The 11,857-nt window shown below is 72.5% G+C and carries 9 protein-coding genes and 1 pseudogene; 4 read left to right on the forward strand and 6 right to left on the reverse strand.

Annotated features, from left to right (window positions below):
• The coding region (locus tag ND748_RS15590; protein ID WP_251746531.1) for an acyl-CoA dehydrogenase family protein at positions 1–348 on the reverse strand (348 nt) is incomplete at its 3' end.
• A 180-nt stretch (positions 349–528) separates the two neighbouring features.
• Here ND748_RS15590 and ND748_RS15595 point away from each other — a divergent pair.
• The 3 genes from ND748_RS15595 to ND748_RS15605 all read left to right on the forward strand — a co-directional run bounded on the left by ND748_RS15595 (position 529) and on the right by ND748_RS15605 (position 4,432).
• The gene (locus ND748_RS15595; RefSeq protein WP_251746532.1) at positions 529–2,088 is read left to right on the forward strand and encodes an AMP-binding protein; all 1,560 of its coding nucleotides are present in this window, start codon (positions 529–531) and stop codon (positions 2,086–2,088) included.
• A 68-nt stretch (positions 2,089–2,156) separates the two neighbouring features.
• Positions 2,157–3,341 carry an amidohydrolase family protein gene (locus ND748_RS15600; protein ID WP_251746533.1) on the forward strand — a complete coding sequence of 395 codons (1,185 nt, stop codon included), beginning with the start codon at positions 2,157–2,159 and terminating at the stop codon, positions 3,339–3,341.
• Complete coding sequence (locus tag ND748_RS15605) at positions 3,338–4,432, forward strand: MBL fold metallo-hydrolase (RefSeq protein ID WP_251746534.1); 1,095 nt, start codon at positions 3,338–3,340, stop codon at positions 4,430–4,432. Before ND748_RS15600 ends, ND748_RS15605 begins: the two co-directional genes overlap by 4 nt.
• A gap of 26 nt (positions 4,433–4,458) precedes the next feature.
• Here the strand turns inward: ND748_RS15605 and ND748_RS15610 are convergent, their stop codons facing one another.
• From ND748_RS15610 to ND748_RS15620, 3 genes are all read right to left on the reverse strand, one after another.
• Positions 4,459–5,760 (reverse strand): ABC transporter substrate-binding protein, encoded by a 1,302-nt coding sequence (locus ND748_RS15610; protein WP_251746535.1) that lies wholly within the window; start codon positions 5,758–5,760, stop codon positions 4,459–4,461.
• Between the two features lie 97 nt (positions 5,761–5,857).
• Complete coding sequence (locus ND748_RS15615; RefSeq protein WP_251746536.1) at positions 5,858–6,637, reverse strand: ABC transporter ATP-binding protein; 780 nt, start codon at positions 6,635–6,637, stop codon at positions 5,858–5,860.
• Entirely contained in the window at positions 6,634–9,426 is a 2,793-nt protein-coding gene (locus tag ND748_RS15620) for a branched-chain amino acid ABC transporter permease/ATP-binding protein (protein WP_251746537.1), read from the reverse strand. The genes ND748_RS15615 and ND748_RS15620 overlap by 4 nt, the downstream gene beginning before the upstream one ends.
• Positions 9,427–9,757: 331 nt before the next feature.
• Between ND748_RS15620 and ND748_RS15625 the strand changes: the two genes are divergently transcribed.
• Complete coding sequence (locus ND748_RS15625) at positions 9,758–10,252, forward strand: hypothetical protein (RefSeq protein WP_251746538.1); 495 nt, start codon at positions 9,758–9,760, stop codon at positions 10,250–10,252.
• 74 nt (positions 10,253–10,326) lie between these two features.
• On the opposite strand, the gene ND748_RS15630 is transcribed toward ND748_RS15625, so the two are convergent.
• Both ND748_RS15630 and ND748_RS15635 read right to left on the reverse strand, forming a co-directional pair.
• Positions 10,327–10,530: a DUF5703 family protein gene (locus ND748_RS15630; RefSeq protein ID WP_248815936.1), complete on the reverse strand. Its 204-nt coding sequence runs from the start codon at positions 10,528–10,530 to the stop codon at positions 10,327–10,329.
• 765 nt (positions 10,531–11,295) lie between these two features.
• Positions 11,296–11,857: pseudogene (locus ND748_RS15635) on the reverse strand (hypothetical protein); the annotation flags it as partial.

Below are 11,857 nucleotides of genomic sequence, written 5' to 3' on the forward strand. Positions count from 1 at the left end.
GCCCGCGGCCAGACCGGGCAGGAACCTGGCCTGCTGGGCCGGCGTCCCGGCCGTCGCGATCACCGCGGCGGCGGCCATGGTGGGGACGGCCGGCCCCGGTGCGGCCGCGCGCCCCAGCTCCTCGACGACGACCACCAGTTCCGGAAGTCCGCCGCCACCGCCGCCGTGCTCCTCGGGCAGGTGCAGGCCGAGCAGCCCGAGGTCGGCGAACTCCGTCCAGAACTCCGGCAGCGGTTCCTGGTCGGCCTCCAGTAACGCGCGGTTCGCGGCACGTGCCTCGTGCGAGGCCAGCAGGGCCCGCGTCGCGCGGGCCAGCTCCCGGTGCTCCTCGCTGATGGCGATCGCCATGCCTGCCTCCTGGCAACTCGTCGCTGGTTGCGCCCCGGTACGGCCGCCGGGCGGGCCCGGCCGGCCGGGTGGCTCGCGGGCGGTGTTGACGCGAACCGCTCACCGTTTAGTAGAGTAAATATAAGCCTCTTTTAGAGCCGGGCGTCAGAGGCTGGCACCCGGGACGGGAAGCGTGGGCCGATGAAGCATCCCTGGGATCGCCCGCTGGGCGTGTGGCACATCGCCGAGAACCATCCCGACCAGCCGGCGATCGCCGCGTGCCCCACCGGTGAGGTGCTGTCCTACGCGCAGCTCGCCGGTCGGGCGCACCAGGTGGTGCACGCCGGGCGGGCCGCGGGCCTCACCCACGGCGACGTCGTGGCCGCCGTCCTGCCCAACGGCGTCGACATGATCGTCTGGATGCTGGCGGCCAGTGAGACCGGCTGGCGGCTCGCCACGCTCAACCCGATGGCGGCCGCGGCCGAGCTCGAGACGATCATCGCGCACGCCGGGGCCAGGGCCCTGGTCGTCTCGACCGAGTACGCCGAGCGCGCCGGTCGGGTGGTCTCGGCGCCGCTGCTGGTCAGCGTCGGCGGCGAGTTGCCCGGCTACCGCCGTCAGGAGGATCTCCTCGCCGGCCACCCGACGACGAAGCCCGCCGACCGCCGTGCCGGCATGCCGCTGATCTACACCTCGGGGACGACCGGCAGGCCCAAGGCGATCGCCCGGAACACGCCGATGCCGGACATCGACCCGGCGGACCTGGCCGACTCGATGAAGCAGTTCGGTCGGGCGTTCCAGTTCCTCCCGCTCCAAGGCGCCCACCTGGTCTCCGCGGGCATGCACCACGGCGGCTGCCAGGGCTTCTTCCTGGGCGCACTGCAGGTGGGCCAGGCGCTGGTGATCATGAAAAGGTTCGACGCGGAGGAAACGCTCCGGCTGATCGAGAAGCACCGGATCACCACCGGCTACATGGTGCCCACCCAGTTCGTCCGGCTGCTGCGCCTGCCCGACGACGTCCGGGACCGCTACGACCTGTCCAGCCTCCAGGTGGTCGTGCACTCGGCGGCGCCCTGCCCATCGGCGGTGAAGGAGCAGATGTTCGCCTGGTGGGGCCCGATCATCTGGGAGACCTACGGCGGCACCGAGGGCGCCGCCACCATCGCCAAGCCGCACCACTGGCTGGCCCGGCCCGGTACCGTCGGCCGGCCCGTGCGCGGCGTGCGGGTCCGCATCCTCGACGCCGAGGGCCACGATCTCGGCCCCGGCGAGCGCGGCACCGTCTACATCGACGTCGGCGCGCGGACGTTCGCCTACCGCGACGACCCGGAGCAGACCGAGCAGGTGCACCGCGGCTCCGCGTTCACCATCGGCGACGTCGGCCACCTGGACGCCGACGGCTTCCTCTTCCTGTCCGACCGGGCCAAGGACATGATCATCACTGGTGGCACGAACGTCTACCCGGCGGAGGTCGAGGCGGCACTGCTCGGTCATCGCGCCGTCGCCGACGTCGCCGTCGTCGGCACCCCCGACCCGGAGTGGGGCGAGCAGGTCCGCGCCGTCGTCCAGCCCGAGCCGGGCGTCCGGGCGGACGACGAGCTGGCCGCGGAGCTCATCGCCTACTGCCGGTCGAGGCTCGCCAGCTACAAGTGCCCGCGGGTCGTCGAGTTCCGCGCGCACCTGCGCCGCACCGAGACCGGAAAGCTGTCCAGGGCCGCCATCCGGGCGCAGCTCTGGGCGGGCGTCGACCGCTCGGTCTGACGGACGGGCCCCGTCGACGGTCGGCGCGGCCCGGAGAGGAGAAAGCGATCATGGAGGAGGCGGGAACCATGACAGACGTGACCGAGGGCAAGATCTGGGCGAACTCCGGTGACTCGCACATCATCGAGCCGCCGGATCTGTTCTCGTCCCTGCCGGCGGACGTGAAGGAGCTGCTGCCGCGCAGCGTGAAGGACCCCGGCGGCGCGTTCGAGACGATCTACATCGACGGCCAGGAGTTCCGCCGGGAGGTGCCGCAGCCGACCCCGGGCACGCCGAAGAAGAAGGGCCTCGGGATCAACGCCCGGCCGGTCGACTCCACCGAGGACGACTTCCTGCGCCGCGCCCTGGGTGGCAACGATGCGGCGCACCGCCTGCGAGACCTCGACGACGAGGGCATCTGGGCCGAGGTCATCTACCCGTCGCTCGGCATCTGGACCTTCAACATCCGCACGCCGAAGGTCGTCCGGCACGGCGTCCGGGCGCTCAACGAGTTCGCGCTGGACTTCCAGCGCTCCTCGTCGCGGTTCGTCTGCGCGGCGTCGATCCCGCTGCTCGACGTCGACGACGCGGTCGCCGAGATCCGGCGGGCCAGCGCGGACGGGTTCGCCGCCGGCTTCCTGCCGACCCGCCCGCCGCTGGGCCGGCCGATCTGGAACGACGAGGAGTGGGACCCGATGTGGGCGGCGTTCGCCGAGACCGGCATGGTCATCGCCTTCCACATCGGTACCGAGCCCCACGATCCGACCGAGCGCACCGGCGTCCACTACCGTGGCCGCGGCGGCGCCGTGCTCAACTACGTCGAGACGACCTACGGCGGCCAGCGCGCCGTCACCCAGCTCATCGCCGCCGGTGCCCTCGACCGCCACCCCGAGCTGCGCGTCCTCGTCTCCGAGGGCGGCGCCACCTGGGGCCCGTTCATCGCCGACCGGATGGACGAGGGCTACCGCCAGCACAGCGCCGCCGTGCGCCCGGTGCTGTCCAGGCCGCCGTCGGAGTACCTGTTCGACCAGGTCTACGCGTCGTTCCAGCACGACGGGTCGGCCGTCGCCGCGCACGTGGCGATGGGCTGGCGCAACGTCCTGTGGGGCAGTGACTACCCGCACTTCGAGGGCACCTTCGGCCACACCCAGAAGACCCTGCACGAGCTGTTCGACGGCGTCGACCCGGTCGCCAGCGAACGCATCCGCATCGGCGCGTTCCACGAGCTCTTCCCGCACGTCCCCCTGCCGCCCGCGGCAGGCCGGAACCGATGACCTCGCTGACGCAGCCGCCCGGCAACGCCCAGCCCTCCAGCAACGCCCAGCCCGCCGGCAACGCGCAGCCCGCCGGCGTGGCGCTGCCCCCCGTCGAGCGGCTGCGACCCGGGCTGTGGAGCATTCCGGTGCCGCTGCCGACCGCCGGCCTGCGGCACGTGTTCGTGTACCTGTTCGAGACCGACGCCGGCGGTTACCTCGTCGACTCGGGCTGGGACACCGCCGAGGCGTTCGACGCGCTCGGCGCGGGTCTCGCCGTCGCCGGCTACCGGATCGGCGACATCCGTGGCGTCATGCCCACCCACATGCATCCGGACCACTATGGCCTCGCCGGCCGGATCCGGGCGGAATCCGGGGCCTGGGTGGCGCTGCACCCCGCGGACGCCGCGCTGCTCGACCAGTTCCCGGCCGAGCCGGCCGAGATGCTCGCCGGGATGAACCAGCTGCTGACGCGCGCCGGCGCGCCGGCCGGCGAGATCGAAGCGCTCAACCGGGTGGCGCTGCCACCGGGACCGCTGCCCGCGCCGGCGCTGCCCGACGTGCTGCTGGCGGACGGCGACCGACCCGACATCCCCGGCTGGGACCTGCGGGCGGTCTGGACCCCCGGGCACTCGCCCGGGCACCTGTGCTTCTGGGAGCCGGCCAACCGGGTCCTGCTCTCCGGCGACCACGTGCTGCCGCGGATCACCCCGAACATTCCGTTCTCGCCGGTCGGGGACGCGGACCCGCTCGGCGACTACCTGGCCTCGCTCGGCCGGCTCGACGACGCCGGCGCCTTCCCGGCCACCGAGGTGCTGCCGGCGCACGAGCACCGGTTCCCGGACCTGACCGGCCGGCTCGCCGCGCTACGCGACCACCACGACGAGCGGTTTGGCGAGGTCCTCACCGCCCTGCGCGGCACCGACGGCACCGCGACCGCCTGGGACGTCTGCCGCCAGATGACCTGGTCCCGCCCCTGGGATCGGATCGAGGGCTTCATGAAGCGCGCCGCCCTCGCCGAGGCGCTCGCCCACCTGCGTGCCCTGGAACGGCGGGGCCTCGTCCGCGAGGTCGACGGCGAGCCGCCCGCCTGGCACCTGCTCGCCGGCTGAGCACCCCGGCCCCCGCTGCCGGTGCGTCAGGGCTTGAACAGCCTGGTCGTCTCGATCACCGTGGCGTCCTTGACCGTCCCGTCGCCGGTGACCGTGCCGATCTGGGCCTCGGCCGAGCAGACGTTGGGCAGGATCGGGACGGCCCTGCCGTCGCAGGTGTAGGTCGTCCCGTCGCCGAGGAAGAGGGGGACGTTCTTCGCGGCCCGCAGCCGCGCGGTGATGACGGCGGGCGTCGGGTCGCCGGTGAAGCCGGTGAACAGGTTGACGAAGGACAGCAGCGTGATCGCACCGGAGGACTGGCCGACGCTCACGGCCGGGTCCGGGTCGATCTTCGGGTCGTAGGTCCTGGTGATCGCGCCGTAGAGGGTCGCGTCCGCGGTCGCCGCGTCGGTGCTCGCGGACGCGGTCATGACCGAGCCGGCGAGGATCGGCCGGTAGGCCTTCAGGGTGGTCGGATCGATGCAGGTGTTGATGATGTAACGCGGGAGGTCGAGGCCGAGCGTCTGGTAGGCCTGCAGCCAGGACGTGCAGAACGTCAGGTCGCCGACCATGCTGACCGCGTCCGCGCCACCGGAGACCGCCGCCTGCATCTGCGGCGTCATGTCGGCGGTCCCGACCGGTACCGCGACGGTCTGGAACCCGACGCCGGCGTTTCTGAAGACGATGCCGCCGATGCCGTTGACCGCCTGCAGGACGGCCGGCCCGTCGATGGCAAGCATCGCCATCTTCCTGACGCCATGGTCGTGGGCGTAGGCGGCGAATGCGGCCAGCCCCACCGAGAACCCGCCGGTCAGCGAGAACGCGCCCGGCCTGGTGAGCTCCTCGGTCGAGGTGCCGCTCAGCGACATGTACGGAATCTTCGCCTTGGTCAGCACCGGCACCACCGATGCGCCCTGCGCGGTGAACGTGCTGATGACGGCCGAGACATTTCGGTTGACCATCTGGTTGGCGCAGTCCTGGGTGCCGGCCGGCGTCTCGCCGCCCTGGCAGACGAACAGGGCGATCGGGCGGCCGGCGATACCGCCGCGGTACTGGTTGGCGTACTTCAGGGCCACCTGCAGGCCCTGCTCGACCCGCTGGAACTGCGCGGACAGCAGGCTGTCCGAGGCCGACGCGCTGATGAACCCGATCGTCACGGGTGCGCCGGTGGCCGGCTTCGGCGTGCCGAGGACCTCGGCGGCCGGGGTTGCGCCGGCGGCGCCGTGAGATCCGCCGCCGCTGTCACCGCCGCCGCTGTCAGCGCCGCCGCAGGCCGGGACGGCCAGCGACAGTGCCAGCACGCCACTGATCAGCCAGCCGCTGCGGCGAACCGTCCGTAACAGGCCCATAGGACCCTCCTGCCGGTTGCGCGGGGACGTGCGGCCTGCACCGTTCGTGCGTCGCCGGCCCGATCTCCGCTGGTTTGACGACTGTCCGTTTCGAAGGTCATCCGGCGCTTGTCGGTTCCACCGCCGTGTCGGCCGTGTCGGCCGTGTCGGCCGTGTCGGCCGAGCCGGCCGAGCCGGCCGAGCCGAGGTAGGCGACCTCGAGCGCGCTCGGGTCGTCGCGGAGCTGCGCGGCCCTGCCGGCGAGGGAGACGTCGCCGTGCACGAGGACCATGGCCGTGTCGGCGACGTCGAGCGCGAGGTGGACGTGCTGCTCGACGAGGACGATCGCGGTGCCGGTCTCGTCGGCGACCGTGCGGACCAGCGGCATGAGCTGCTCGACGATGATCGGGGCCAGGCCCATGCTCATCTCGTCGATGAGCAGTACCCGCGGCCCCTGCACCAGCGCCCGGGCGACCGCGAGCATCTGCTGCTCGCCGCCCGAGAGCATCCCGGCCCTGACCTTGGCCCGGATACGGAGCTGCGGGAACAGGTCGAGGACGCCGCTCACCGTCGCGCCGCCCCTGCGGGCGGCGATCGCGATGTTCTGCAGGGTGCTCAGGTTCGTGAACAGCGCCCGACTGTCCGGCACCAGCACCACGCCCGCGCGGTTCATGCGGCGGGCCGAGCCGGTCCGGACGTCCCTGCCGTCGACGGTGATCGAGCCGGCGGTCGGCGGGAGGAACCCCGCGAGGGTCAGCAACAGCGTGGTCTTGCCGGCGCCGTTCGGCCCCAGTACGGCCAGGATCTCGTTGCGGCCGAGGGCGATGCCGATGCCGCGGGCGACGGTGGTGCGCTGGTAGCCGACGCAGAGTCCCTCGCAGGTCAGCGCCACGCTCATGACGCCATCTCCGTCGCCGTGTGGGTGGAGGTCGCCGGGTGGTTCGAGGTCGCCGGGTGGGTGGAGGGCGCCGCGTGGGTCGAGCCGAGGTAGGCCTTGGCGACCTTGGGATTGGCCCGGATCTCCGGCGGGGGTCCGTCGGCGATCTGCCGGCCGAAGTCGAGGACGTGGATGGTGTCGCACAGGTCGAGGACGAAGCGCATGTCGTGGTCGACGAGCACGATCGTCACGCCGCGGTCGCGCACCGCCCGCAGCCGCACTGCCAGCCATGCGCTGTGTGTCGGGTCGAGCCCGGCGGCCGGTTCGTCCAGCAGTAGCACCCGCGGTCCGCTGGCCAGCGCGCGGGCGATCGAGACGAGCTGGCGTTGGCCCTGCGAGAGCTCGCCGACACCCCGGCCGCGCTCCTCCCACAGGCCGAGCGAGGTCAGCAGCTCGTCCAGCGACGGCGCACCTGGCCGGGCGGCGTGCTGGCCGGCCATCAGGTTTTCCTCGACGGTGAGGTCCTCGTAGAGGTCGAGTCCCTGGAAGGTGCGCGCGAGCCCGTGGCGGGCCCGGCGGTGCGGCGGCAGGCCGTCGAGCCGCTGCCCGGCCAGCGTGATCTCGCCGGCCGCCGCGGTGAACCCGCAGGCCGCGTCCATCATCGTGGTCTTGCCGGCGCCGTTCGGGCCGATCACGCCGACGATCGTCCCGGGCGCCACGTCGATCGTCACGTCGGACAGGGCCGTCACGCCGCCGTAGGTGACGCCGACGCCGGAGATCGACAGCCGCGCACCGGCGGGACGGCGCTCCGCGATCGGGGGCGCGCCCGCCGCGGCGGATGTCGGCGCGGGTGCCGGGGCGGCCGGGCCGGTGGACAGCCGGCGTCGGCGCCGTTTCTCGGCGGCCAGGTGCGCCGGGCCGACGATACCGTCCGGGCTGCGGATCACGACGCCGATGAGACCGAGGCCGCTGACGATGCCATACCACTCGCCGATGTCGATCGTCCGGGAGAGGAAGACGTAGAACACGCCGCCGATCCCGAGCGCCCCGGCGAGCAGCCCGCCGGACACCGAGGTGATCCCGGCCAGGAAGACGGTGGTGAAGACGCTCAGGCCGAGCAGTGCGCTGAACGAGGTGAACGTGACGGTGGTCTGCTTGTAGGCCGTCAGGCAGCCGGCGAGGCCGGCGATGAACGACGCGATCGCGAAGCCGAGCAGCTTCACCCGCACGACGCTGATCCCGGCCGCCGCGGCCGACCGCTCGTCCGCGCGGACCGCCAGCATCGCCGAGCCGAGCCTGCTGCGCCGCAGGTGGGCGACGCCGATGGCGACCGCGGCCAGCACGGCCAGGCACAGCAGCCCGAACTCCGGGCGCGGGAACGCCTTGCCGGTGCCGATCCCCAGGTCGAGGCCGAAGAGCGACGGGTTGGCGATCGGGGCGCCGCCGGTGCCGCCGTTGAGGTCGTTGTTGCGGAACCAGATCGCCTCCAGCGCGACGGCCAGCGTCAGCGTGACCACCGCGACCAGCATGCCGCGGATCCGCAGCGCCGGCAGGCCGGCCAGCACGCCGATGGCGGCGGCGCCGAGCGCGGCCAGGATCGGCGAGATCGGGAACGGGATGTGCCAGGCATGGCTGACGGTCGAGAGCAGGAATCCGGCGGCGCCGGCCAGCGTGAGCTGGGCAAGTGAGATCTGGCCGACGTAGCCGGTCACCACCACCAGCGAGAGCGCGAGCACACCAGCGATGAACGTCTCCATCAGCGCGCCGCGGTAGCTGTCGTTCGCCACGTAGATCGCCACGACGGCGAGTGGCACGAGCACGACGGCGGGCTTCCAGGCCGAGTGCGGGCGCGGCGCGCGGCCCAGCGTCCGCTCCAGGAGCATGCCGCGGGTCGGCAGCGGCCGGCCCTGGATGACCAGCACGGCGAGCACGATCACCAGCGGGATCAGCTCGGCGACGCCGCTGCTGGGGAACCAGTCGGCCCGGGTCTGCAGGTAGACCGCCTCGGACTGCAGCGCGCCGATGCCGATGCCGCCGAGGACGGCGGGCGCGAGCAGCGAGAACCGCCCGAGCACGGCGGCGGCCAGGGCCGGGACGATGAACAGCGTGTACGTCCCGGGCACCAGCGGGACCAGCGGGGCGATCAGGATGCCGGCGATGCCCGCGACGGCGGCGCTGATCGCCCAGTTGGCCAGCGCGAGCAGGTCCGGTGACAGGCCGCTGACGAGCGCGCCGACCTCGGTCTCGGCGGCGGCGCGGGTGGCGGTGCCGAACCTGGTGAAGCGATAGATCGCGGCCAGCGCGGCGGCGATCAGCACGATGATGGCGACGAACCAGAACCGGTCGGAGAGCAGCCGCAGGCCGCCCGCGTGCCAGGTGTGGCGAGGCAGGATCGGCTCGACCAGGATCTGGTCGCCACCCACCTGCATGGTGATGATGCCGGTGAACAGGCCCATGATCCCGAGCGAGGCGACCGCCTTGGCCACGGCCAGGTGCGCCCGCAGCGGGCGGAACACCAGCAGGTAGAGGAGCACCCCGAGCACGGCCTCGTACAGGACCGTGATGACGATCGCCGGCCAGAGCCCGACCGGCCCGGACAGTCCGATCGTCTCCGGCAGCCCGGGAACCGGCACCAGGATCTTCCCGTCGCGCAACAGGGCGTAGGTGTACGCCGCGTGCAACGACAGGGCGCCCGTGCCGAAGTTGAGTACCCCCGAGCTTCGGTAGGTCACGACGAGTGCCAACGCCAGGGCGGCGAACACGGCGCCGTTCCCCAGACCCAGGAGGACGAAGTTCAGATGATTTACCACGCTCGCTCCACCGGTTCGGACGATCGGGCAAGGTAGCTCAGTGACGTCCGTCACTTGCAGCTCGGAGGAACCATAGCATTATCCGACTAATGATTGACGTATTTCTGGGTGTGGGTGTGGGTGTGGGTGTGGGGGCGGCGGTACCGGCCGCATCGGGCCCGCGGACGCCGTCGCGCGGGGCTCCGATCCCGGAGCCCTACGGGAGCTGCCAGGTGGGCGACGAGGTCTGGTGCCTCGCGTGCATCGAGCGACCCCGCATCCGGTCCGGCCGAGGGAATCGCGGGGACTTTCCCGGTCGTTCCCGCGCGAAGCGTCACGCATCGTGTAATTGGTGAGGTCGCTGCGTGACATCATGGTGGATGTGACCGACGACGCACTGTCCGCTTTCGGCCTCCGCCCGCCCGCCGAGGCCGAGGCGGACCGCCTGTCGGCTACCTTCGCCTACCTGGTGCAGGTCAGCTCGGATGGCGGCCGGTGGATGGCCGACCGGACGGAGCCCTCGGGTGGCTTCGAGCACAGCCCGGGTACCGCGGCGCAGGTCGCCCGGCAGGTCCTGCATCGCCGTTTCGTCCAGTTGCGGGCCGACGAGGACGCCCGATGGCGTGACCTGTGGTTCCGCGCCGACGTCTGGTCCCTCGACCAGCCCGCCGGCCCGGACCGCGCCGATCCGGACCGCGCCGACCCGGACGGCGCCGACCGGCCGGGCCCACCGGCGGTTCTGGCCGGCTGGGCGCTGTCGGGACGCCATCTGCAGACCCGCGGGATCACCCCGGACGCCGTGGAGGTGCGCACTCCCGCCCAGGTCCGTCGGGAGGTCGGCCGCTGACCGGCCCCCGCTGCTGCTGACCGGCCCCGGACGGCGTCGGCGTGTCGGCGTGTTCGGCGGGGCAGCCGGCGGTGTCAGGTGGGCAGGTAGCCGGGCAGGCCGCCCGGGCGCCGGCGGCGGCGCAGGACGGCGCGGCGCGACCCGTCCGGGAACAGCCGCAGGCGGTCCAGCTCCCAGTCGCCGAACTCGGCGTGCATCGTCAGGATCTGCACGGCCGCCCGGCGATCGGTACCCGGCGGCATGTACAGCTTCTGGTATTCCAGCTCGACTCCAGCCAAAGCGACCTGACCTCGACGTGGCGAACGGTGGGACGGCGAACGGTGGGACGGCGAACGGTGGGACGGCGAACGGTGGGACCGTGGCGGACGATCGGGAGGCGGCGGGCGGTGAGATGCGCGCAGGAGATACTCCGTCGCGGCCGGGGGCAGGACCACCGCGCGGTCCCACTACGTTAACTGTCCGGCTACCTCCGGCAAACGTCCGCGGCGCGGCGCGGGCCCGATTGTTGCGGGTTCCTACTCGGAGCGCATGTCGTTGGGCGAGCAATGGGTGCTCCGCAGAAGCTCCCTGTTCAACGGGGTCCGCCCGACAGCGCGGCGCGGTTCCGCGGAACACCTTGATCGCCGACACCGCGCGCCAGGACCCGGTCCCAGTCACCAGACAAGCTTGCCCGAACCCGGCTCAACCCGCGCCCACCCAACCCGAGTTCCGACCCGACCCGACCCGACCGATTGCGGCACCTTTTGCATGCTCTGGGTCCCGAGACCGTACACATCGCACCGCAATGCCTCCCCTGCACTGCACCCGGCCGTCGCCGGTGAGCTTGTGGGCTGAGACTCGACGGTGGGGTGGACACGACACCAGAACCGATACTCGACCAGGATCGTCCACGACCCGGAGTGGAGAGGAACTTGCTCGTCCGGGCGCGCGGCGCGGTTCCGCGGAACACCTTGATCAACGAGGCGGGTGTCGGGCAACGGCCGGAGTCCGGGAGCGACAGGAGATTGCGCGGAACACCGTGATCGAGAAAGGGTGGGCGGGCCTCAGGGGACGTAGGAGAGGGCGAAGGCCAGCGTGGCGTAGAGCGTCATCGCGGCGGTCGAGGCGACGAGGGCGAACGTGAAGACCTCCCGGCGGGCGGTGACCAGCGCCGCGACCAGGAGGAACGGGAAGGCGCCGTAGACGTAGCGTTCCGCCGAGTCGAGGTTGCTGCCGGTCAGCACGGCCGCGAGTACCAGCGCACTCCACAGGACGTAGGAGACCGGCAACCGCCGGGCCATCACCACCAGCGCTACCAGGGCGAGCAGCAGCCACGGCACGTGCAGTCCGGTGCCCAGCTCGCCGGAGAAGGCCCCGCGGGCGGCGTGCCACAGCACCGCCACCGGGTTACCGGTGCTGCCGTGGCGGGCCTCGTCGCGCTGGAGGGTGAACGGCGCCAGGCCGTCGCCGTAGGTCCGGGCCGACCAGAGCACGTAGATCGCGGCGCCGGCCGGTGCCGCGAGCACCGCCATCAGGCGACGTAGCAGGTCCCGCCGACCGATACCGCCCGCGAACGTGGGCCGGGCGGGCCCGCCAGCCGCGGCGGTCGGCCCCGCCCCACTCGCC

Origin of the sequence: Frankia sp. AiPs1 (genome assembly GCF_023716945.1) — a bacterium.
Taxonomy (GTDB): domain Bacteria; phylum Actinomycetota; class Actinomycetes; order Frankiales; family Frankiaceae; genus Frankia.